This is a genomic window from Streptomyces sp. RKAG337 (assembly GCF_023701715.1).
GTDB lineage: Bacteria > Actinomycetota > Actinomycetes > Streptomycetales > Streptomycetaceae > Actinacidiphila.
On record NZ_JAJOZA010000001.1, the window covers coordinates 5,490,871 to 5,513,128 of the forward strand.

Genomic DNA, 22,258 nt, shown 5'->3' on the forward strand with positions numbered 1-22,258 from the left:
CCGGCTGACGGCAACCTCGAAGGGCCCCGTCCATGACATGGACGGGGCCCTTCGCCGTGCCCGGCCACCGATAGGCTGGGCCCGCAGTATCGACCCGACCACCAGGAGTGTGGACCATGAGCGTTGTGACCCCGGCAGGCGGCGACAGCTCGGCGAACCCCTCATGGCCGGGCGTACTGAACCAGCTGCTGCGCGGCCATGACCTGACGGCCGACGACACCGCCTGGGCGATGGACCAGATCATGACCGGCGAGGCGACCGACGTCCAGATCGCCGGCTTCGCCATCGCGCTGCGCTCCAAGGGCGAGACCGTCGACGAGATGTCGGGCCTGGTCCGGGCGATGTACGCGCACGCCAACCTCATCGAGGTGCCGGGCCGGACGGTGGACATCGTCGGCACCGGCGGCGACCTCGCCAGGACGGTGAACATCTCCACCATGTCGGCGATCGTCGTGGCGGGCACCGGCGCCAAGGTCGTCAAGCACGGCAACCGCGCCGCGTCGTCGCAGAGTGGCTCGTCGGACGTGCTGGAGCGGCTCGGGGTCAATCTGGAGCTCACCCCGAAGCGGGTCGTGGAGGTCGCCGAGGAGGCTGGCATCACGTTCTGCTTCGCGGTGAAGTTCCACCCGGCGCTGCGGTACGCGGCCAAGGCCCGCAGGGAGCTCGGCGCCCAGACCACGTTCAACTTCCTCGGCCCGCTCACCAACCCGGCCCGGGTACGCGCCCAGGCCACCGGGGTCGCCGACGCCCGGATGGCGCCGATCATGGCCGGTGTGCTGGCCGAGCGGGGCTCCTCCGCGCTGGTCTTCCGCGGCGACGACGGGCTGGACGAGCTGACCACCACCGCGACCTCCCAGGTCTGGGTGGTCCGGGACGGCAAGGTCGACCAGGTCGCCTTCGACCCCCGTGACGTCGGGATCCCGCTGGTCCCCGTCGAGGCCCTGCGCGGCGCCGACGCCGCCTACAACGCCGAGGTGGCCCGCCGGCTGCTGGCGGGCGAGCGCGGCCCGGTCCGCGACGCGGTCCTCCTCAACTCGGCCGCCGCCCTGGTCGCCCTCGACCCCGGATCCGCCACCCTGGAGGTCCAGATCGCCGAGGGCATCAACCGCGCCGCCGAGGCCATCGACTCGGGCGCGGCCAGAATCGCACTGGAACGCTGGGTAGCGGCGAGCAACGCGTAACGCCCTTCCGGCGGATCATGAAGGGTTCTTTCCCCGCCTTCGGGCGGGGAGACCTCGTGCAGGAGACGGCGCCTGGACTGCCCAAGGCCCGCCGGACAGGCCCCAGCGCCCGTCCGGTGGGTCACTGCCCGCTTCGCCGGGCAGGCCCCCAGCACCCGTTCGCCGGGTCGCCTCCCGCTCCCCGGTCCGGGGGTCTCCGCGCTCCCGGACCGGGACGGTGCCTGCTCGTCCTGACGGCGCGCTTCCCTCCGGCCCGTCCGGAGGACCGTCCGCATCGCGGAATGCCGCTTGCCGTCGGCAGGACAGCTGGCATACTTCTCGTCAGGTCACGAGTGACAGCGATTTGGCCCTGGCTTGCTGTCCGGCAACCCTCCGTCCGTGGCGGGGTGCCCCAGGTGATGACCGGGCCGTAGGCGAGGTGTCTACGGCAAGCGCGGGCCCCTTCGCGACTGCTTCCGGGGTCCAGGTCCCTGAGGAGCTCCGTCATGTCCGTGCACCCCGTTTCCACCTGCACCCCCGGTTCCGTGGCCACCGCTCCCCTCGAGGTGCTCGGCCGTGACGTCCGGGTCCCGCTGGTGACCGGCGGTGAGGTCACCTACGCCGCCCTGGACTACGCGGCGAGCGCGCCCGCCCTGCAGCGGGTCTGGGACGACGTCGCCGCGTACGCGCCCTACTACGGCAGCGTGCACCGCGGGGCGGGGTACCTGTCGCAGCTCTCCACCGACCTGTTCGAGCAGAGCCGGGCGACGGTGGCCGACTTCCTGGGCTGCCGGGAGGGCGACCAGGTGGTCTTCACCCGCTCGACCACCGACTCGCTGAACCTGCTGGCCTCGGTGCTCCCGGCCGGCACCCAGGTCTTCGTCTTCGAGACCGAGCACCACGCGTCGCTGCTGCCGTGGCGGGACGCGCGGGTCACCTACCTGACCGCGCCCCGCACCCCGGAGCAGGCCGTCGCCTCGCTGGAGGCGGCGCTGGCGCAGCGCGACCCCGATGCTCCCGCGCTGGTCTGCGTGACCGGCGCCTCGAACGTCACCGGTGAGCTGTGGCCGGTCCGCGAGCTGGCCGACGCGGCGCACGCGCACGGTGCCCGCATCGTGCTGGACGCCGCGCAGCTCGCCCCGCACCACCCGGTGGACATCGCGGAGCTGGACGTGGACTGGGTGGCGTTCTCCGGGCACAAGCTCTACGCCCCGTTCGGCTCCGGCGTGCTGGCCGGCCGGGCGGACTGGCTGCAGGAGGCCGAGCCGTACCTGGCGGGCGGCGGCGCGAGCCGCAAGGTCGCGCGGCGCGCCGACGGCGGGGTGGACGTCGAGTGGCACACCACCGCGGCCCGGCACGAGGCCGGATCGCCGAACGTCATCGGCGTGTACTCGATCGCCTCGGCCTGCCGGGCGCTGACCGAGGCGGGCTTCGACTCGCTCGTGGAGCGGGAGCAGGGCCTGGTCACCCGGGTCCGTGCGGGGCTGGCAGAGGTGCCGCAGGTCAGGGTGCTGTCGCTGTTCGGCGACGACGCGCCCCGGGTCGGCGTCATCTCGTTCGTCGTGGACGGCTGGAACAGCTCGCACTTCGCCGCCGCGCTGTCCGCCGAGTACGGCATCGGGGTGCGTGACGGCCTCTTCTGCGCCCACCCGCTGGTCCGCACCCTGCTGGGCAGCGAGCCGACCGAGCCGGGCGAGTGCGGATCCCCGGAGACCGAGCCGGGGGAGAAGTCGCTCAACGCGATCCGCGTGAGCTTCGGGGCGGGCACGCCCGACGAGCACGTGGACCGCTTCCTGGGTGCCGTCACGGAACTCGTCAGGGACGGCGCCCAGTGGAACTACCGCACCGAGGACGGCCGCTGCGTGCCCGCCCGCGACTGAGCGGCCGGCTGCGCCGGGAGGCGGCCGGACGCGTCAGCCTTCGAGGCCGATAGCGAAGGCCGCTTCCAGGTCGTGCTGGGAGTACGTGCGGAACGCGACATGCGTGTCGGTGGCCTCGACGCCGGGGATCTTGCTGATCCGGCCGGGGATCACGTCCGCGAGGTCGTCGTGCCGGGAGACCCGGACCATGGCGACCAGGTCGTACGTCCCGGTGACCGAGTAGACCTCGCTGACGCTGTCCAGGGCGGCGATCGCCTCGGCGATCTCCGGGATCCGGTCGACGCTGGTCTTGATGAGCACGATCGCGGTGATCACGGCTGTAGGTCTCCTTGGGTCGCCCTGGCTGCGGTCTCCAGCTTAGGGCTTCGGCGGAAGCACACCCAGGCGGCCAGGAAGCCGAAGACGAAGCCCACCACGTGGGCCAGATAGGCGACCCCGGGCCCCGACTGGCTGGTCTGGGCGGCCAGCCACTGCAGCGCGAACCAGAAGCCGAGGACCATCCAGGCCGGGAAGCGCAGCGGGAGGAAGAAGAGGAACGGGAACAGGCTCGTCACCCGCGCCCTGGGGTAGAGGTAGAGGTACGCGCCGAGCGCCCCGGAGATCGCGCCGGAGGCGCCGATCAGGCTCTGCGTCGAGTCGGCGCCGGCGAGCGCGAAGCCGTACGTGGCGAGGTATCCGGCGGCCAGGAAGAACAGCAGATACCGGAAGCGGCCCATGCGGCTTTCGACGTTGTCGCCGAAGACGTACAAAAACAGCATGTTGCCGATCAGATGCAGCCAACTTCCATGGACGAACATCGCGGTGAGCACCGACGGGAAGGCCGTTTTGGTGAACGCGTGCGGGGTCGGGCAGCCGGCGGGGAGTCCCAGCCGGTCCAGCGGCAGCTGGCCGTGGAACAGCTCGGCGGGGATGACTCCCCAGCGGTCGAAATAGACCGCCTGGGCGCACTGGAGCTGGTCACCCGTGCCGTAGGAGGGGTTGAACCCCGAGACCGGACCGAGCAGGAACACCACCGTGCACAGGGCGATCAGGGCGTACGTCACCACGGGAGTGCGGCGGACCGGGTTCTTGTCGTAGACCGGGATGACCATGTACCGATCATGACGGACCGGGCGTATCGGTCAGGGGGCGCCTCGCCGCAGCGCCGCCCGCCGTGGAGGCCGTAGGGTAACCGGAACGCGCGCGTACGCCACGTGCCGACCCGAAAGTCCCGAAAGAGGTGTCCGCCCGATGCCGGTTCCCCTGCCGACCGCGACGACCCGGTGGCGCTGCACGCTGTGCGGCAACCTGACCCGGTTCGATGTCACGCGTTCGACCAAGGTCGTCGAGTACGTCCACCTGGACCTCGCCGGTGAGGCGAAGGTCGAGGAGACCGAGGTGCTCAGCGAGACCGTGGAGTCGGTGCGCTGCCGCTGGTGCAACGCGGCCGACCAGGTCGAGTTGGTCGACCGGCCCAGTGCGGGAGCCGAGGACGGCGCCGACGCCGGTGTCGAAGCGGAAGCGGATTCGACGCAGGGTTGACCCTGTACGGCGACAATGGACTTGTACGGCGGCGGCCAGAGGGATCGAAGGGGGCCGGGGAGGCGCCGACAGCACTGGACGGGAGTGACTGGTGGATGGGACCGGCGGGCACCCGCAGGCCGAGAGCAGCGGCGCCGACGAGGCGGCCGAGCCGGCCCTGGACCGACCCCTGCCCGAAGGCGTGCGGCACCGGGTCGTGACGATAGCCGCTGATGCCTTCGGCGGCCTCACCCTCGCCGAACTGCCGTCCCCGCTGCGGCCCTACGCCCGGTTCACCCCGTCGCGGCGCGCCAAGTTCGCGGCGACCGCGCTGGCCACCGCCCTGGAGACCGACCCCGCCTTCCGGCAGAAGATCGCCGCCCGGCTGCGCGAGTCCCAGCCGGAACTGGCCGAGGCGCTGGAGGCGGGCACCCCGCCGCCCGCCGCGGACCCGCTCGACGTGGCCGCGGCCGCCTATCTGCTGCGCCCGGCCGGCTGGGCCAAGATCGTCGCGACCGCCGGCGAGGAGGCGCAGCGCGCGCTGGCCGAACGGGCCGACGGCGAGACCACCCGCGAACTGCAGCACCTCAGGGACGAACTGGCCGATTTCCAGCTCCAGGCCCGTGACGAGGCCGCCCGCGGCCGCGGCGAGTTGGAGGCGGCCCGCAAGGAGATCGACACGACGCAGCGCAGGCTGCGCAGCGCGGTCAGCGACATGAAGCGTGCCGAGGCGGCGCTGCGCAAGGTGGAGACCGAGCTGGAGGAGGTCCGGGCCGCGGCCGCCGCGGACAAGGCCGCCGCCGAGAACGAGGCGCGCCGGCTCAGGACCCGGGTCACCGAGGCCGAGGCGGCCCTGGAGGCGGGCCGCAGGTCCGTGCGCGAGGGCCGCAGCGCCGAGGGCGTACGGCTGCGGCTGCTGCTGGACACCGTGCTGGACGCGGCCACCGGGCTGCGCCGTGAACTGGCGCTGCCACCGCGCGACACCATGGGCGTCCGGCCGGCCGACACCGTCGAAGCGGTCGCGCCCGGCACGATCAGCCCCAAGGACATCGCGCAGCGCGCCCTGTCCGAGAACGACCCGGCGCTGCTCGACCAGTTGCTGGCGCTCCCGCAGGCGCACCTGGTGATCGACGGGTACAACGTCACCAAGACCGGTTATCCGTCCCTGCCGTTGGAGAAGCAGCGGCTGCGGCTGCTCGGCGGTCTCGCGGTGCTGGCGGCGCAGAGCGGCGCCGAGGTCACCTGTGTCTTCGACGGGGCCGACCTGGACGCCCCGGTGCTGCTGGCGCCGCCGCGCGGGGTGCGGGTGATGTTCAGCAAGGCGGGGGAGACCGCCGACGAGTTGATCCGCCGCCTGGTGCGGGCGGAACCGCCGGGGCGGGTCGTCGTGGTGGTCTCCGCGGACCGTGAGGTGGCCGACGGCGTCGCCAAGGCCGGTGCGCGGCCCGTCGCTTCGACGCTGCTCCTCAAGCGGCTCGCGCGCGGCTGAGCCGGGTCCCGGATCGGGGCGCACCGCCTCCGCAGGTGCGCCCTTGTCGGTGTTTGCGGTCAACTCAGCGTCAGATGACCGCTACTGCACGTTCGATGTTCGTAAAGAAAACGTGTCGCGACCGAAGTTTTACCTACAAGGATTTGAACCGATCACAGGAAGGTCACTAAGGTCGGGGCTCGAACCTCCGCGCCGTTGATCAAGCCGCACCACGAGAACCGTGGGACCAGCGGCTGAACGAGGCGGCGCAGGGGGGACCGCCGACCAACCGGGTAGGCGGCTGAAGGAAGAAGGAGCTCGCCTTCGTGGCGTCCCACCGTCGTCCCAAGCCGACAAGCCGCATGCGGGTGACCGTACTCACCGCTACCGCTGCCGCAGCCGTCGCCCTCACTTCCCAGGCCGCGAACGCCGCCCCCGCCAAGCCCGACATCAAGGACGTCAAGTCCCAGGTCGACAAGTTGTACGACGAGGCGGAGCAGGCCACCGAGAAGTACAACGGGGCCAAGGAGCAGCAGAGCAAGCTGGAGAAAGAGGTCGGCGACCTCCAGGACCAGGTGGCGCGCGAGCAGGGCACGCTCAACACCCTGCGCGACGGCCTCGGCGCGATGGCCAGCGCCCAGTACCGCAACGGCGGCATCGACCCGACGCTCCAGCTCCTCCTGTCGACGGACCCGGACACCTACCTGTCCAAGGCGTCCACGATGGACCAGCTCTCCTCCCAGCAGGCCGAGTCGCTGAAGCAGATCCAGGAAGTCAAGCGCACCCTGGACCAGCAGCGCGCCGAGGCCACCACCAAGATGGCCTCGCTGGAGAGCGCCCGCACCGAACTCGGCAAGCAGAAGGAAGCGGCCCAGAGCAAGCTCGCCGCGGCCCAGAAGGTGCTCAACTCGCTGACCGCGCAGCAGCGTGCCGCCATCGCGGACCAGGACGCCCGCGCGAGCCGCAGCAACGAACGGCCCAACCTGGGCGACATCCCGGCGCCCTCGCAGCGCGCCGCCGCCGCGCTCGCCGCGGCGAAGACCCGGATCGGCATGCCGTACAGCTGGTCCGCGACGGGCCCCAGCAAGTTCGACTGCTCGGGCCTGACCATGTGGTCCTACGCGCAGGCCGGCGTGAACATACCCCGGATGTCCCAGGACCAGGCCAACTACGGCCCCCACCTGTCGATGAGCCAGCTGGCCCCCGGCGACCTGGTCATCTTCTTCGGCGACCGCCACCACGTCGGCTTCTACGCCGGCAACGGCATGGTGCTGCACGCTCCCAAGCCGGGCGCGTACGTGCGCTACGAGGCGATCGGCAACATGCCGTTCCAGTTCGGCGTACGGATCTGATCCCGTTCACTCTCCCGCCCGGCCGGAATCACGTCTCCTCCGGCCGGCGGCGTGGTTCATTCGAGTGATATCGGAGGGTGACCGCTGACGCCCGAGCGGCAGTGACCTGGGCATCGAGAAGGACGCCCGTCCGTCATGGCCGCGCGGTTTTTGAACTCAGCGTGATGGTCTGACTACTGTCTCAGCCGTGGCAACACATCGGCGGTCCCCGCAGCCCGGCTTCACCCGCACCTCCCGCGTCACCGTGCTCTCCGCGGCGGCCGCCGCGGCGGCGCTCTCCGGGGGCGCGGCGGCCCAGGTCGCGGCCGCCGACCCGGCGGGCCCCGCGACCGACACGTCGTCCCGGGTGGGACAGCTCTACCAGCAGGCGGAACAGGCCACCGAGCAGTACAACGCGGCGCAGGAGCGCGCCACCCGGCTGCGGCACGAGGTGGCCTCCCTCCAGGACCAGGCCGCCCGGGGCCAGGAGCGGGTCAACCGGATGCGGGACGATCTCGGCGCGATCGCCGGGGCCCAGTACCGCAGCGGTGGCATCGACCCGACGATGGCCCTCATGCTGTCCTCCGACCCGGACAGCTATCTCGAGCGGGCCGAGGCGCTGGAGCGGATCAGCACCCATCAGGCCGCCGACCTGGCGCAACTGCGGGAAGCGCAGCGCTCGCTGGAGCAGAAGCGGTCGATGGCGGCGGCCAAACTGGCCGATCTGGAACGCGCCAGGTCCACGATGAAGGACCGCAAGCGGAGCGTGCAGGGCAAACTCGGCGCGGCGCAGCGGCTCCTCAACGAGATGCCGGCCGCGCAGCGCGCCGGATTCGTCCGCGGCCTGGACGGCCGGGCCTCGCGCTCCAGCCGTTCCATGGCCGACCTGCCGGATCTGCCGGCCTCCTCGTCGCGCGCCGCGATGGCCGTGGCCGTCGCGCGGGCGGCGATCGGCTCGCCCTATGTGTGGGGCAGCACGGGGCCGTCGTCCTTCGACTGTTCCGGCCTCATGCAGTACTCCTACCGGAAGGCCGGGGTGTCGCTGCCGCGGACCTCGCAGGAGCAGAAGCACGCCGGCCACCAGGTCCCGCTCGACCAGGCCCGCCCCGGCGACCTGGTGATCTACCGGGACAACGCGAGCCATGTGGGGATGTACGTCGGCGGCGGCCGGGTGGTGCACGCGCCGTACCCGGGCGCGCGGGTGCGCTACGACCCGGTCGACATGATGCCGATCTCCGCGGTCACCCGGCCCTGACCTGCCCGTCGGCCGCCCGGCCCTGATCCGGGCCAGGGGGCGGCGCCCGTACGATCGGGCGTATGGCGGCAGCGCGCACACGACCCGGGACCGCCGCGCCGTGGTGCGCGGCGGTTCTCGTCGTGCTGACCCTGCTGGCACTGCTCACCGGGTGCGGCGGTGGCGGGAGCGGTGCTGCCGTCGTCCCCGCGGGCCCTGGCGCTCCCGCCGTCCAGTCGGTGCTCGACCGCCAGGCGGCGGCGCTGCTGCACCGCGACGAGACGGCGTTCCTCGCGGACGTCGACCCGGGATTCCGGGACCGGCAGCGGCAGGTGTTCCGGAACCTGGCACAGGTGCCGCTCGCCTCGTGGTCGTACCGGGTGACGGGTGTCGGTCCCGATGGCGACGCCGGTGGTGGCGGTGACCGGGCGCTGGCGCGGGTCCAGGTCGGGTACCGGCTGACCGGGTACGACACTTCGGCGGTCACCTCGGACGCCGAACTGACACTCGTGCGGCGCGGCGGCCGCTGGTACGTCGCCGGGGACCGGCACGACGCCCAGCAGCTGTGGGACCAGGGCCCGGTGCGGGTGGTGCGCGGAGCGCACAGCCTCGTGCTCGGGACGGACGGGCCGGCGGCGCTGCGGACCTACGCCGACGCCGCCGACCGTGCGGTGCCCGCGGTGGGGCGGGCCTGGGGGAACGGCTGGAGCGGCCGCGTCGTCGTCGAAGTGCCGTCCTCGCTGGCGCGGATGGCAGCGCTGCTGCACGCTGCCCCCGACACCTACCGTGGCATCGCCGCCGTCACCACCGGCGAACTCGGCGGATCCTCCGGAGCGCCGGCCGACCGCGTGATCATCAACCCCGAGGCGTTCGGGGAACTGTCCGCGTTCGGCCGCCAGGTCGTGCTCACGCACGAGACGACCCATGTCGCGACCCGCGCCGCCACCACCGCGACCACCCCGCTGTGGCTCTCCGAGGGTTTCGCCGACTGGGTCGGCTACGGCGGCACCGGCCGCACCGCCCGCCAGGACGCGCCCGAACTGAGCCGCGACGTGGCCACGGGCAGGGCCCCGCGGAACCTGCCGTCCGACGCCGGCTTCGGCACGACGGCCGGCGGTCTGGCGCAGGCGTACGAGGGAGCCTGGCTCGCCTGCCGGCTGATCGCCGCCGACTGGGGCGACGCGAAACTCACCGAGCTGTACCGGGCCGCCGGCACCGGCGGCTCCCTCGACACGCACCTGCGGGCGGTCCTCGGGACCGGCCTCGACGACTTCACCGCGCGCTGGCGCGCCTATGTACAGCGGGAGTTGGCATGACGACGGGTGGAAGCAGTACTGGTGACGGGGTGCCGGACGCGGATTTCACCCCTGAGGAGATCGCGCGGGGACGCGCACTGCGGCGCGGGCAGTGGCCGCCCGCCCTCGCCGGCCGGCTGGCGTCCCTCCTGCTGCTTCTCGCCCTCGGGCTGACCCCGGCCGGCGCCGGCCTCGTCGGGCTCTTCGGCGACTCCTGGGCCGCGCGGATCGTCGGCGGCGGGCTCGCCCTGGTGCTGCTGCGACAGCTCGTCGCGCTGCCCTTCGCCGCCCGGGTGCGGATCGTACGGGCCCGGTTCGGACTGGTCACCCAGGGCTGGGTCGGCTGGGTGGTGGATGTGCTGCGCGGGCTGCTCGTCTCCGTACCGCTCGCGCTCGGCGCGCTCTTCGCCGTCTACGCGCTCGCCGGGACCACCTCCCGGTGGTGGATCTGGACGGCGCTCGGTGCGGCCGTCGTCACCGTCGCCCTGTCGTGGCTGGCCCCCGTCGTCCTCGAACCGCTCTTCAACCGCTTCACCCCGATGGAACCGGGTCCGCTGCGCGACGCGCTCCTCGCCCTGGCGGCGCGCGACGGGATCGCCGTACGCGACGTCCTCGTGGCCGACGCCTCCCGGCGCACCACCGCGCTCAACGCGTACGTCTCCGGCTTCGGCCGGACCCGGCGGATCGTCGCGTACGACACGCTGCTGACGACCGCCGAGCCGCGCGAGGTCGAGCTCGTCGTGGCGCACGAACTGGGCCATGTGAAGCACCGGGACGTGGCGCGGGGCACGGTGCTCGGCGCGGTCGGGGCGGCCGCGGGGGTGTGCGTGCTGGCGGCGGTGGTCAGCCGGCAGCCGCTGCTCGACGCCGCGGGCGTGTCCCGCTTCTCCGACCCGCGGTCGATGATGCTGCTCGCGGCGGTGGCCGCGCTGGGGTCGACGCTGGCCGGGCCGTTCGGATGCGCGCTGAGCCGGCGGGTGGAGCGCCGGGCGGACGCGCACGCGCTGCGGCTGACGGAGGATCCGGCGGGGTTCATCGCGATGCAGCGCCGGCTGGCGGTGGCGAACATCGCCGATCCGGAGCCGCCGCGGGCACTGCATGTGCTGTTCGGTACGCACCCGACGTCGGCCGAGCGGATCGCCGCGGCGCGGTAGCCCCGCCCACTCCCCGGTGCATCATGCGGCCGGAGGGACCTGAGGGAGCCCACGACGCGGCGGCGGCGCCCAGTAGGGTGAAGGCTCGTTCACGAGGGAGGGCGTCGAACGGTGGCACAGCTCGTCGTATCCCCGTCCGCGCGCGAGAGCGCGGCGGCCGCGCCGGCCGCGCGGCAGCAGGACCGAATACGTACGGTCGCCCTGACCGTGCTCTGCTTCACCGCCGTGCTGGCCGTGGGGCTGCAGCAGTGGGCGACCGTCCGGATCGGCGGGTTCGACCTGGGGATATTCGACCAGGCGGTCCGCGGGTACGCGCACTTCCAGCTGCCGCGTTCGCCCATCAAGAACTACCACCACGAGTTCCCGCCCGGCTTCTCCCTGCTGGGCGACCACTTCTCGCCGGTCCTCGCCCTCCTCGCCCCGCTGTACTGGGTGTGGGACGACCCCCGCATGCTGATCGGCGCCCAGGCGGCGCTCTTCGCGGCGGGCGTGCCGATCGTGCGGCGGATCGCCGGGCACTGCTTCGCCCAGGCGCCGCCGGCCACCGTCCGCCGGGCCGCCGACCTGAGCTGCCTGGTCTACGGGCTGGGCTGGCCACTGCTGCGCGCGTCGGGGGTCGGCTTCCACGAGGTCGCCTTCGCCGTCCCGCTGACCCTGCTGATGCTGGAGCGCGGGCTGGCCCGGCGCTACGGCGCGGTGCTGGTCTGCGCCGTCCTGCTGTGCTGCACCAAGGAGGACCTGGGGCTGCTCGCGGCCGCGTACGGGGCCGTCCTCATCGGCCGCGGCCGACGGGACGGGGACCGTCCTGCGGTGCGTACCGGGCTCACCCTGTTCGTGCTGGGGCCGGTGGCGGCGCTGCTCGCGATCCGGGTGCTGATACCGGCGATGGGCGGGGTGCCCGGCTACTACTGGAACTACAGCGCGCTCGGCCCGGACATGGGGACCGCGGCGATGCGCTTCCTGACCGATCCGATCGCGGCCTTCGCGGTGACCGTCGACCACCCGGAGAAACCGGTTCTCCTGCTGTGGCTGCTGGGGCCGCTGCTCCTGCTGCCGCTCGGGTCCGCGACCTTGTGGTGCGCGGTCCCGCTGCTCGCCGAGCGGGTCTTCTCCGACAACCCCAGCCACTGGGCGACCAGCCACCACTACGACGCCTTCCTGTGGCCGGTCCTGCTGGTCGCCGTGGTGGAGACGGCGGCCCGGCTGCACAGCAGACACACCGGGCGGCCGGTCCGGCGGTGGACGCTGGGGGCGGTGGCCTGTTCGCTGCTGATCTCGGTCGTGTGCGGGCTGGGCAGTCTGCTGCTGCCGGCCGCCTGGACGCCCAGCCCCTCGGAACGGGCGCTCGCCGAGGGCGTGCGCCTGGTGCCGACGGGGGCCACCGTCGAGGCCGACAACAACGCGGCGCCCCGGCTGACCCGCCGCACCCGGGTCGTCATCGCGGACGCGACCCCGCGCGACGCCGAGTACGTCCTGATCCAGACCGTGCGGAAGATGTTCCCCTTCACGACCGTGGACGACCAGCGCGACCGCGTCCTGCTGCTGCTCGACAACGGCTACACCCTGCTGTGGGCGAAGGACGGCGTCGTCCTGCTGCACCGGACCGACACCGGCCGCCCGGTACCCGGCGCGCATGTGCCGGGCGACGACAGCGTGCCCGTCAAGGAACCGGAAGTCCGTTCCTGACGCCGGGCGGCGGGGCGGGACGCGGACCGGTGCGGACCGGCGGGGACCGGCACCGGTCGGCTACTCTCGGCGGCGATGGACAAGACCTTGATCGTCACCAATGACTTCCCGCCGCGGCCCGGCGGTATCCAGGCCTTCGTGCACAGCATGGCGCTGCGGCTGGATCCCGGACAGGTCGTCGTGTACGCCTCGACGTGGAAGGGGCCGGACGGCGGCGAGGTCGAGCGCTTCGACGCCGAGCAGCCGTTCCCGGTGATCCGCGACCGGACGACGATGCTGCTGCCCACCCCCGGGGTGACCCGGCGCGCGGCCGGACTGCTGCGCGAGCACGGCTGCTCGTCGGTGTGGTTCGGAGCGGCGGCCCCGCTGGGGCTGATGGCCCCCGCGCTGCGCCGCGCGGGCGCCCGCCGGCTGGTCGCCACCACACACGGCCACGAGGCGGGATGGGCCCAGTTGCCCGCGAGCCGGCAGCTGTTGCGCCGGATCGGCGAGGGCACCGACACCATCACGTATCTCGGCGAGTACACGCGGTCGCGGATCGCGAAGGCGCTCACGCCCGCCGCGGCGGCGCGGATGGTGCAACTGCCGCCCGGCGTGGACGAGAAGACCTTCCACCCGGCCTCGGGCGGCGCCGCGGTACGGGCCAGGCTCGGGCTCGCGGACCGGCCGGTGGTGGTGTGCGTCTCGCGGCTGGTGCCGCGCAAGGGACAGGACACGCTGATCCTGGCGATGCCGCGGATCCTGGCCGCCGTGCCGGACGCGGTGCTGCTGGTGGTCGGCGGCGGACCGTACGCCAAGGACCTGGCCGAACTCTCGGCGCGGACCGGTGTCACCGGCTCCGTGCGCTTCACCGGACCGGTGCCCTGGGAGGAGCTGCCCGCCCACTACGGCGCGGGCGACGTCTTCGCGATGCCGTGCAGGACCCGCCGCGGCGGGCTGGACGTCGAGGGCCTGGGGATCGTCTACCTGGAGGCCTCGGCGACCGGACTGCCGGTGGTCGCGGGCGATTCGGGCGGCGCCCCGGACGCGGTGCTGGACGGCGAGACCGGCTGGGTGGTGCCCGGGGGCTCGCCCGCACAGGCGGCGGACCGGATCGTCACCCTGCTGGGCGACCCGGAGCTGCGCCGGCGGATGGGCGAGCGCGGCCGGCGCTGGGTCGAGGAGGCGTGGCGCTGGGATCTGCTGGCGGAACGTCTGAAGTCGTTGCTGTAAGGGCACTTGACGCGAAGCGGCTCCCCAGGACGAGGTCCGGGGGAGCCGCTTCTCCGTGCCTGCGCTCCGTCGCTCAGTGCTGGTAGAGCGCCTCGATCTCGCCCGCGAAGTCCTTCATGACGACGTTGCGCTTCAGCTTCAGCGACGGCGTCACATGGCCGGACTCCTCGGTGAACTGGTTCGGCAGGATCTGGAACTTGCGCACCGACTCGGCCTTGGAGACGGCCGCGTTGCCCTGGTCCACCGCGTGCTGCACGGCGGCCAGCAGCTCCGGGTCCTTGGCCAGTTCGGCCACGCTGCGGCCGGCCTTGCCGTGCTGTTCGGCCCAGCGGGGCAGGAACTCCTCGTCCAGGGTGACCAGGGCGGCGATGAACGGCTTGCCGTCACCGACGACCATGCACTCGGCGATCAGCGCGTCGGCCCGGATCCGGTCCTCGATCACGGCGGGGGCGACGTTCTTGCCGCCGGCCGTGACGATGATCTCCTTCTTGCGGCCGGTGATGGACAGATAGCCGTCCTCGTCGACCGTGCCCAGGTCACCGGTGTGGAACCAGCCGTCGGAGACCGCGTCGGCGGTGGCCGCCTCGTTGTTCCAGTAGCCGGAGAACAGGTGCTCGCCGTGCAGCAGCACCTCGCCGTCGTCGGCGATCCGCACCGTCGAGCCGGGCAGCGGCTGGCCGACCGTGCCGATCTTCGTACGGTCCCAGGGGTTGAACGCGGTCGCCGCACAGGACTCGGTGAGGCCGTAGCCCTCCAGGACGGTGAAGCCGATGCCCCGGTAGAAGTGCCCGAGCCGCTCGCCCAGCGGCGCGCCGCCGGAGATGGCGTGCGTGGCGCGGCCGCCGAGGACGGCGCGCAGCTTGCTGTAGACCAGCCGGTCGAAGACCTTGTGCTTGAACTTCAGGCCGACCGACGGACCGCCGGCGGAGTCCAGCGCCCGGCTGTAGGTGATCGCGGTGTCCGCGGCCTTGTCGAAGATCTTGCCCTTGCCGTCGGCCTGCGCCTTGGCCCGCGCCGAGTTGTACACCTTCTCGAAGACCCGGGGCACGCCCAGGATCATCGTCGGCCGGAAGGCGGCCAGCTCGTCGGTGAGGTGCTTGATGTCGCTGACGTGCCCGAGCTTGATCGGGGCCATCACGGCCGCCACCTCGACCAGCCGGCCGAAGACGTGCGCGAGCGGCAGGAACAGCAGCACCGAGGACTCGCCGGTCCTGAACAGCGGGGCGAGGCGTTCCACCACGTTGCCGCACTCGGCGAAGAAGGCCCGGTGGCTCAGCACACAGCCCTTGGGGCGGCCGGTGGTCCCGGAGGTGTACACGATCGTGGCGGGGGAGTCCGCGACGGCGGTCGCTCCCCGCTCGTCCACCACCTTCTCGGAGATGTCGGCTCCGACGCGCACCAGATGCTCCACCGCACCGGCGTCGATCCGCCAGATGTGCTTGAGGTCGGGGAGCCGGTCGTGCACCGAGGCGACGGCGTCCTCGTGGGTACCGGACTCGACGATGCAGGCGACCGCGCCCGAGTCGCCGAGGATCCACTCGACCTGTTCGGCCGAGGACGTCTCGTACACGGGCACGGCGACCGCGCCGGCGCTCCAGATCGCGAAGTCCAGGAGTGTCCACTCGTACCGGGTGGGCGACATCAGGGCGACCCGGTCGCCAGGCCGCACGCCGGACGCGATCAGTCCCTTGGCGGCGGCTCTGACCTCGGAGAAGAAGTCGGTGGCGGTGACGTCCTGCCATTCGCCGCCCGCGTTCTTGCGGGCGATCACCGGAACAGCTGGGTGCTGAGCGGCGTTGCGGCGGATCAGATCCGTCAGGTTGCCGTCCGCGGGGACCTCGTAAAGGGCCGGAAGGCTGAACTCACGCAAGGCTGGTGCTCCTCATCGGCGCGACGGCGCACCCGGAGGGATAGTTGGACGGCCTGGACGTTACCCACCGGTAAAGCTTTCGCGATAGGGGTGCAGTACAGATGTTTTATGCATCACATACCCAGGAGTGCGGCTGAACCGCTCCGCGAACAGTAGTCCAGAGCACCGGTAACCCGCAGGTAACCGGCGATAGGCTGACGGCCATGCGGGTCCATGTGGTGAGCGATGTGCACGGTGCGGCGGAGGCTCTGGCCAGGGCGGGAGACGGTGCGGACGCCCTGATCTGCCTCGGGGACCTCGTCCTCTTCCTGGACTACGCCGATCACTCGCGGGGAATCTTCCCCGACCTCTTCGGCGCGGCGAACGCCTCGCGGATGGTCGCGCTGCGGACCGCCAAGCGCTTCGAGGAGGCCCGCGCCCTCGACCGCGAGCTGTGGGAGGGCATCGACCGGCGCGGCGCCATCGAGACCGCCGTACGGAAGCAGTACGCCGAACTCTTCGCGGCCTTTCCCGCGCCGACGTACGCCACCTATGGCAACGTCGACATTCCGGCGCTGTGGTCCGAGTACGCCACCGAGGGCACCACCATCCTGGACGGCGCCACCGCCGAGATCGGCGGCCTGGTCTTCGGCTTCGTCGGCGGCGGTCTGCGGACGGCCATGCGCACCCCGTACGAGATCGACGAGGCCGAGTACGCCGAGAAGGTCGCCGCGCTCGGGCGGGTCGACGTGCTCTGCTCGCACATCCCGCCCGCCGTTCCCGAGCTCTGCTACGACACGGTCGCCCGCCGCTTCGAACGCGGCAGCGAGGCGCTGCTCGACGCGATCCGCACCACCCGCCCCCGGTACGCCCTCTTCGGCCACGTCCACCAGCCGCTGGTCCCGCGGATGCGGATCGGCAGGACCGAGTGCGTCAACGTCGGACACTTCAACGCCACCCGCAGGCCATGGGCCCTGGAGTGGTGAGTGCCGGGGTGACAGTTGTTCGACCGGCAGGCGGTAGCCTGCACCAGCAGACCCAGACATACGGCGCGAAGTCCCGGAGGGGCCACAGCGATGGCGGAACACACCAAGTCGAGCATCACCATCGAGGCGGCCCCGGCCGACGTCATGGGCGTCATCGCGGATTTCAACCGCTACCCCGAGTGGACCGGTGAGGTGAAGGAGGCGGAGATCCTCTCCGCCGACGCCCAGGGCCGCGCGGAGCGGGTCCGGCTGCTGCTGGACGCCGGTGCGATCAAGGACGACCACACGCTCGCCTACCGCTGGGTCGGCGACAGCGAGGTCCACTGGTCGCTGGTCAAGTCCCAGATGCTCCGCACCCTGGACGGCTCGTACGCGGTCGCCCCGCTGGACGGCGGCGCCCGCACCGAGGTCACGTACCAGCTGACGGTCGACGTCAAGATCCCGATGCTCGGCATGATCAAGCGCAAGGCCGAGAAGGTCATCATCGACCGCGCGCTGGCCGGTCTGAAGAAGCGCGTCGAATCCGGTCCGCCCGCCGGCACGCCCGACAGTCCGCCCGACAAGAGCTGAGCGCCGTGCGCACGGTCCTGGTCACCGGCCCCGGCGGAGCCGGCCGCACCACGGCGGCCGCCGCCACCGCGGTGAGCGCGGCCCGGCAGGGTGCCCGCACCCTGCTGCTGTCCACGGACCGTGGCGCCTCGCCGGCCGCCGTACTCGACGGGGACGGCAGCGCCGTGCCCGGTCTGCGCGCCCACCGGATAGACACCCAGGCGACGTTCCGGGCCGACGCCCGGGACGTCCAGTCCCGGCTCGGCTCCCTCCTGGACCTGCTGGGCGCCGAACCGCTGGACCCCGAGGAACTCACCGAACTCCCCGGCGCCGACTCGCTGGCCCTGCTGCGCGCGCTGCGCGAATCGGCCGACGGATCCGCCGGCTGGGACGTGGTCGTCGTCGACCTGCCGGCCACCCCCGCGGCGCTCGCCGCCCTCGCCCTCCCCGAACAGCTGCGCCGCTACCTGCGACGGCTCGTCCCCGCCCAGCGCCAGGCGGCCAGGGCGCTGCGCCCGGTGCTCGCCCAGCTTGCGGGCGTGCCGATGCCGGCCCAGTGGGCGTACGAGGCCGCCGAGCGCGTCGACCGCGAACTCGCTGCGGCCCAGGCCGTGATCGAGGCCGCCGGCACGACCGTACGGCTGGTCGTCGAGCCCGGCGCGGCCGGGGCCGAGGCGGTCAGGACCGCCAGGACCGGACTGGCGCTCTTCGGGCACCGGCTGGAGGCCGTGGTCGCCAACCGGCTGCTGCCGGACCACTCGCCCGACCCCTGGCTCGCCGAGCTGTCCGGCGTCCAGCACAAGGAACTCGCCGCGCTGCGCTCCGAATTGGCCGGAACCGGTACGGCCGTCCATGAACTGCCGCACCTGGGACGGGAACCGCGCGGCACCGACGACCTCGGCGCGCTCGGCGCCGTACCGCCGGGTCCCGAGGCGGAGCCGGGCGGGGCGGACGGCCGTGCGGCCGAGCCGTGGAGCGTGACGGACCAGCCCGGCGCCGAGGACCGTTTCCGCTGGCGGCTGCCGCTGCCCGGGGCCACCCGTGAGGGTCTCGGACTGGTCCGCAGGGGTGACGAACTCGTGGTCGACGCGGAAGGTTTCCGCCGGATCCTCCCGCTGCCCTCCGCGCTGCGGCGCTGCACCGTCGACGGCGCAGCGCTGCGCGACGGGGCCCTGGAGGTCCGGTTCGCGCCGGATCCCGACCTCTGGCCGCGCTGAACGCAGTGCGTCCATTCGGGTACCTTCGGTAGAACAACCCCGGAGCGCCGCGAGGGAGACCGTCATGAGCGAGACCACCGACCGGCCCGACGCCGACGCGTGGGCCAAGGCCAGCGCGGAGGACACCGCCGCAGAGCACGCCCGGCGGCGTGAGCAGGCAGGACAGGGCGTCGGCAGCGCCACGGAAGAGCTGCGACGGCTCGCCGAGGCGGTCACCGAGAAGCTCGCCGAATTCCGCAGCCCGGCGGTGACACTCGCCGCCCAGACCGTGATCTCGCAGGTCAAGTCGGTCGTCGAGCCCATCCGCGAGCGTAACCCCGAGGTCTTCGAGCATCTGTCCTCGGCCGGCGTCGAGCTGCTCGCCGCCTACCGCTCGGTCGTCGCGGGACACGAAACCCGGTGGACCGCCAAGGACACCGCCGCCGGACACCGCGCTTCCGAGACACCGCCCGACGCATCCACCGGCTCATCCAGTGAGCACATCGACCTCGACTGACCTCCCCTCCGGTACGGTTGGCTGAAGCGGGGATCGACCGAAAACTGAGGGACACATGGGACTCACCATCGGCGTCGACATCGGCGGCACAAAGATCGCGGCCGGCGTAGTCGATGAGGACGGCTCGATTCTTGAGACGTGCAAGGTGCCGACCCCGGCGACCCCCGAGGCAGTCGTGGACGCCATCGCGGACGCGGTGCGCAAGGTCAGCACCGGCCATGAGGTCGACGCGGTCGGCATCGGCGCGGCCGGCTACGTGGACGACAAGCGTGCCACCGTGCTCTTCGCCCCGAACATCAACTGGCGGCACGAAGCGCTCAAGGACAAGGTCGAGCAGCGCGTCGGCCTCTCCGTCATCGTCGAGAACGACGCGAACGCGGCGGCGTGGGGCGAATACCGGTTCGGCGCGGGCCAGGGTCACGACGACGTCGTGTGCATCACCCTCGGCACCGGCCTCGGCGGCGGCATCATCATCGGCGGCAAGCTGCACCGCGGCCGGTTCGGTGTGGCGGGCGAGTTCGGCCACGTACGGATGGTGCCGGACGGACTGCTGTGCGGCTGCGGCAGCCAGGGCTGCTGGGAGCAGTACGCCTCCGGGCGCGCTCTCGTCCGCTACGCGAAGCAACGCGCCGCGGCCACGCCGGAGAACGCGGAACTGCTGCTCTCCCTCGGCGACGGCGACCCCGACACCATCGAGGGCAAGCACATCAGCGAGGCCGCGCGGGGCGGTGACCCGGTAGCGATCGACTCGTTCCGTGAGCTGGCCCGCTGGGCGGGCGCGGGCCTGGCCGACCTGGCCTCGCTCTTCGACCCGTCGGCGTTCATCGTCGGCGGCGGGGTCTCGGACGAGGGCGAGCTGGTGCTCGACCCGATCCGCAAGTCCTTCCGCCGCTGGCTGGTGGGCGGCCAGTACCGACCGCATGCCCAGGTGCTCGCCGCGCAGCTCGGCGGCAAGGCAGGACTGGTCGGCGCCGCCGACCTGGCCCGTCAGGGCTGACGACCGTGCTCGCGGACCTGCCGCCCTCGACCACCGAGCCGGGTGACTCGGCGGTGGTCCGCGTGCTCAGTTACAACATCCGCTCCATGCGGGACGACAGGGGGGCGCTCGCCCGGGTCATCCAGGCCTGCGCCCCCGACCTCGTCCTGCTCCAGGAAGCGCCGCGCTTCTTCCGCTGGCGCAAGGCCGCCGCCTGGCTCGCCCATGAGACCGGCCTGGTCACCGTCACCGGCGGCGCCACCGCCGCGGGACCGATGATCCTCTCCTCGCTGCGCGCCCATGTCGAGCGCACCGAGGACATCCTGCTGCCGCGTACCCCCGGCCTGCACCAGCGCGGTTTCGCCACCGCCGTCGTACGGATCGGCGGCGCCCGGCTCTCCGTGCTCAGCTGCCATCTCAGCCTCAGCGCGGCGGAACGCGACGGACAGTCCGCGCTGCTGCTGGAACGGCTCGCCGGGATGGGCGAGCCGTATGCCGTGGCCGGCGGCGATCTCAACGACCATCCGGACGGCCGTGCGTTCGGCCGGCTGTCGGCGGAGCTCCAGGACGCCTGGGCCACCAAGCCGTGGGGCGGCGAGTTCACCTCGGTACCGGACCGCCCCTACCAGCGCATCGACGCGATCTTCGCGACGCAGGGCGTCGAGGTGCTGGGGTGCGGGGTGCCGCAGGGTCTTCCCGGTGTCGAACCGGCGGACCTGGTGGCCGCCACCGACCACCTGCCGCTGCTGGCCGCGTTCCGGATCCCGGCGTCGGCCCCTTCGGTCGTCCCCAGCGGCTGAACCGCGCGGGAAACGGCCCGGTCAGACGACCGCGCCGCCGCCGGGCAGCTCGTCGTCGTCCTCGCCGGTGCGCAGCCGCGTGACGAGGGTGCAGAAACCGCCGACGAAGCCGCCGACGCCCAGCGTCATGACCCACCAGGTGATCTCCTGCTGGAGCAGGATGAACACGATCAGCAGCAGCGGCCCGCCCAGTACCGCGAGCCAGGCGAACTTGGTCGTGACATCGGCCTGCGGAAGGGGCGGGGGCTCCGGCGGTACGTAGTGGCCCTCGTCCTCGTCCTCATGGGCCGTGTAGTCGCGCGGGCCGTGGATCACTGGGTGGACGACGATGCTGCGGGTCGGCGGGCCGGACCCGTCGTCCGGGTCGTCGTCACCGGCCCGGTCGTCGGGCCGGGCGGGCGAGAGGTTCTCGGCATCGGGCCAGGAGGCGGTGCCCGGCTCGGGCTCGTCGTCGAAGCCCGCGACCAGCTCGGCCCAGGCGGCGTCCTCGTCCAGCGGCGGAGGGGCCGCCCCGTCGGCGGTGTCCGCGACGGCCGGCTCGGAGGCGTCGGGAGCGGTCTCGTCGGGAACCTGGTCCTCCTCGCGCTCAGCCACTGGCCGTCACCTCCTTGTCCACCGCGGGCGCCAGGCGCCGGATGAATCCGTAGGACTCCTCGAAGATCTGTTCCGCGTCATGGTCCAGCGTCGCCACGTGGTAGCTCCGCTCCAGCACGATCTCGGTGACGTCGCTGGAGGAGACCTTGCTGAGGACGACCGCGGTGTTCGACGGGTGGACCACATGGTCCACCCGGCTGTGCAGCAGCAGCAACGGCTGCGTGACCTGCGGCAGCCCCGCTCTGACGAGCTTCCAGAAGCGGCTGAGGGAGTACACGGCGTGCAGCGGCGTCCGGTCGTAACCGACCTCCAGGCCGCCCTCCTTGGCGATGTCGCTGGTGATGCCCGGCACCGACGGCACCAGATGGCGCAGCACCGGAACCGCCTTGATCTGGTGGCTGTCGGCCTTGACCGAAGGATTCACCAGAACGATGCCGCTGATCGAGTGGCCGTGCAGCGCGGCGAGCCGCAGCGTCAGGGCGCCGCCCATCGACATGCCGCAGACGAAGACCTGCGAGCAGCGGGCCGTCAGCTCGCGCAGCGCGCGGTCGACCTCGGCGTACCAGTCCTGCCAGCCGGTCTGCTGCATGTCCTGCCAACGGGTGCCGTGGCCCGGCAGCAGCGGCACGGACACGGTCAGGCCGCGGGCCGCCAGATACTCGCCCCAGGGGCGCATGGACTGCGGTGTGCCGGTGAATCCGTGACAGAGCAGGACGCCGATCTCGCCACCGTCGTGGCTGTACGGCTCGGCTCCGGGCATGAGCGGCACCGTGGGACTCCTGTTCGCCGCGGGGAGGGTGGCAGGAGTTCAGCGTACGCGGCCCGCATACCCCCCGGTAAGCCCCGTCGCGTGGACGCGGGGAGTGCCGGG

21 protein-coding genes and 1 riboswitch are annotated in these 22,258 nt (G+C 72.5%); of the genes, 16 read left to right on the forward strand and 5 right to left on the reverse strand.

Features of this window, described 5'->3' with window-relative positions; translation table 11 throughout:
• Positions 1 to 116 precede the first annotated feature (116 nt).
• Positions 117 to 1,181, forward strand: a complete 1,065-nt coding sequence (trpD, locus tag LNW73_RS24335) for an anthranilate phosphoribosyltransferase (RefSeq protein WP_250975478.1) — start codon at positions 117 to 119, stop codon at positions 1,179 to 1,181.
• A gap of 324 nt (positions 1,182 to 1,505) precedes the next feature.
• A riboswitch (SAM riboswitch) is annotated at positions 1,506 to 1,621 on the forward strand.
• Positions 1,622 to 1,666: 45 nt separating this feature from the next.
• The gene (locus LNW73_RS24340; RefSeq protein WP_250991385.1) at positions 1,667 to 3,040 is read left to right on the forward strand and encodes an aminotransferase class V-fold PLP-dependent enzyme; all 1,374 of its coding nucleotides are present in this window, start codon (positions 1,667 to 1,669) and stop codon (positions 3,038 to 3,040) included.
• Positions 3,041 to 3,073: 33 nt separating this feature from the next.
• On the opposite strand, the gene LNW73_RS24345 is transcribed toward LNW73_RS24340, so the two are convergent.
• Together LNW73_RS24345 and LNW73_RS24350 are read right to left on the reverse strand one after the other, a co-directional pair.
• A complete protein-coding gene (locus LNW73_RS24345; protein WP_250975476.1) occupies positions 3,074 to 3,355 on the reverse strand; it encodes an Lrp/AsnC family transcriptional regulator in 282 nt (93 codons plus the stop codon).
• Entirely contained in the window at positions 3,352 to 4,131 is a 780-nt protein-coding gene (locus LNW73_RS24350; RefSeq protein ID WP_250991386.1) for a rhomboid family intramembrane serine protease, read from the reverse strand. Before LNW73_RS24350 ends, LNW73_RS24345 begins: the two co-directional genes overlap by 4 nt.
• A 139-nt stretch (positions 4,132 to 4,270) precedes the next feature.
• Between LNW73_RS24350 and LNW73_RS24355 the strand changes: the two genes are divergently transcribed.
• The 8 genes from LNW73_RS24355 (at position 4,271) to LNW73_RS24390 (ending at position 13,920) form a co-directional block, all read left to right on the forward strand.
• A complete protein-coding gene (locus tag LNW73_RS24355) occupies positions 4,271 to 4,561 on the forward strand; it encodes a hypothetical protein (RefSeq protein ID WP_250975474.1) in 291 nt (96 codons plus the stop codon).
• Positions 4,562 to 4,652: 91 nt separating this feature from the next.
• Positions 4,653 to 6,029: an NYN domain-containing protein gene (locus tag LNW73_RS24360; protein ID WP_250991387.1), complete on the forward strand. Its 1,377-nt coding sequence runs from the start codon at positions 4,653 to 4,655 to the stop codon at positions 6,027 to 6,029.
• A 305-nt stretch (positions 6,030 to 6,334) separates the two neighbouring features.
• Positions 6,335 to 7,360, forward strand: coding sequence for an NlpC/P60 family protein (locus LNW73_RS24365; RefSeq protein ID WP_250991388.1), 1,026 nt, complete (start codon positions 6,335 to 6,337; stop codon positions 7,358 to 7,360).
• Between the two features lie 187 nt (positions 7,361 to 7,547).
• Positions 7,548 to 8,594, forward strand: a complete 1,047-nt coding sequence (locus tag LNW73_RS24370; RefSeq protein ID WP_250991389.1) for a C40 family peptidase — start codon at positions 7,548 to 7,550, stop codon at positions 8,592 to 8,594.
• Positions 8,595 to 8,656: 62 nt separating this feature from the next.
• Positions 8,657 to 9,889, forward strand: a complete 1,233-nt coding sequence (locus LNW73_RS24375; protein WP_250991390.1) for a hypothetical protein — start codon at positions 8,657 to 8,659, stop codon at positions 9,887 to 9,889.
• Positions 9,886 to 11,022, forward strand: a complete 1,137-nt coding sequence (locus tag LNW73_RS24380; RefSeq protein ID WP_250991391.1) for a M48 family metallopeptidase — start codon at positions 9,886 to 9,888, stop codon at positions 11,020 to 11,022. Before LNW73_RS24375 ends, LNW73_RS24380 begins: the two co-directional genes overlap by 4 nt.
• Positions 11,023 to 11,133: 111 nt before the next feature.
• Positions 11,134 to 12,708 (forward strand): DUF2079 domain-containing protein, encoded by a 1,575-nt coding sequence (locus LNW73_RS24385; protein WP_250991392.1) that lies wholly within the window; start codon positions 11,134 to 11,136, stop codon positions 12,706 to 12,708.
• Positions 12,709 to 12,783: 75 nt separating this feature from the next.
• A complete protein-coding gene (locus LNW73_RS24390) occupies positions 12,784 to 13,920 on the forward strand; it encodes a glycosyltransferase family 4 protein (RefSeq protein WP_250991393.1) in 1,137 nt (378 codons plus the stop codon).
• Between the two features lie 73 nt (positions 13,921 to 13,993).
• Here LNW73_RS24390 and LNW73_RS24395 read toward each other — a convergent pair whose 3' ends face one another.
• Positions 13,994 to 15,790, reverse strand: coding sequence for an AMP-dependent synthetase/ligase (locus tag LNW73_RS24395; RefSeq protein ID WP_250991394.1), 1,797 nt, complete (start codon positions 15,788 to 15,790; stop codon positions 13,994 to 13,996).
• A gap of 203 nt (positions 15,791 to 15,993) precedes the next feature.
• Between LNW73_RS24395 and LNW73_RS24400 the strand changes: the two genes are divergently transcribed.
• The 6 genes from LNW73_RS24400 to LNW73_RS24425 all read left to right on the forward strand — a co-directional run bounded on the left by LNW73_RS24400 (position 15,994) and on the right by LNW73_RS24425 (position 20,793).
• A complete protein-coding gene (locus tag LNW73_RS24400; RefSeq protein WP_250975465.1) occupies positions 15,994 to 16,755 on the forward strand; it encodes a metallophosphoesterase family protein in 762 nt (253 codons plus the stop codon).
• A 90-nt stretch (positions 16,756 to 16,845) separates the two neighbouring features.
• Complete coding sequence (locus LNW73_RS24405; RefSeq protein ID WP_250975464.1) at positions 16,846 to 17,325, forward strand: SRPBCC family protein; 480 nt, start codon at positions 16,846 to 16,848, stop codon at positions 17,323 to 17,325.
• Positions 17,326 to 17,330: 5 nt separating this feature from the next.
• Positions 17,331 to 18,521, forward strand: coding sequence for an ArsA family ATPase (locus LNW73_RS24410; RefSeq protein WP_250991395.1), 1,191 nt, complete (start codon positions 17,331 to 17,333; stop codon positions 18,519 to 18,521).
• Between the two features lie 64 nt (positions 18,522 to 18,585).
• Complete coding sequence (locus LNW73_RS24415; RefSeq protein ID WP_250991396.1) at positions 18,586 to 19,017, forward strand: DUF5304 family protein; 432 nt, start codon at positions 18,586 to 18,588, stop codon at positions 19,015 to 19,017.
• A gap of 55 nt (positions 19,018 to 19,072) precedes the next feature.
• Positions 19,073 to 20,014 carry an ROK family glucokinase gene (locus LNW73_RS24420; protein WP_250991397.1) on the forward strand — a complete coding sequence of 314 codons (942 nt, stop codon included), beginning with the start codon at positions 19,073 to 19,075 and terminating at the stop codon, positions 20,012 to 20,014.
• A gap of 5 nt (positions 20,015 to 20,019) precedes the next feature.
• Positions 20,020 to 20,793 (forward strand): endonuclease/exonuclease/phosphatase family protein, encoded by a 774-nt coding sequence (locus LNW73_RS24425; RefSeq protein ID WP_374117227.1) that lies wholly within the window; start codon positions 20,020 to 20,022, stop codon positions 20,791 to 20,793.
• 21 nt (positions 20,794 to 20,814) lie between these two features.
• Here LNW73_RS24425 and LNW73_RS24430 read toward each other — a convergent pair whose 3' ends face one another.
• Both LNW73_RS24430 and LNW73_RS24435 read right to left on the reverse strand, forming a co-directional pair.
• The gene (locus tag LNW73_RS24430; protein WP_250991398.1) at positions 20,815 to 21,387 is read right to left on the reverse strand and encodes a hypothetical protein; all 573 of its coding nucleotides are present in this window, start codon (positions 21,385 to 21,387) and stop codon (positions 20,815 to 20,817) included.
• Positions 21,380 to 22,156 (reverse strand): alpha/beta hydrolase, encoded by a 777-nt coding sequence (locus LNW73_RS24435; RefSeq protein ID WP_250975459.1) that lies wholly within the window; start codon positions 22,154 to 22,156, stop codon positions 21,380 to 21,382. The genes LNW73_RS24430 and LNW73_RS24435 overlap by 8 nt, the downstream gene beginning before the upstream one ends.
• Positions 22,157 to 22,258 lie beyond the last annotated feature (102 nt).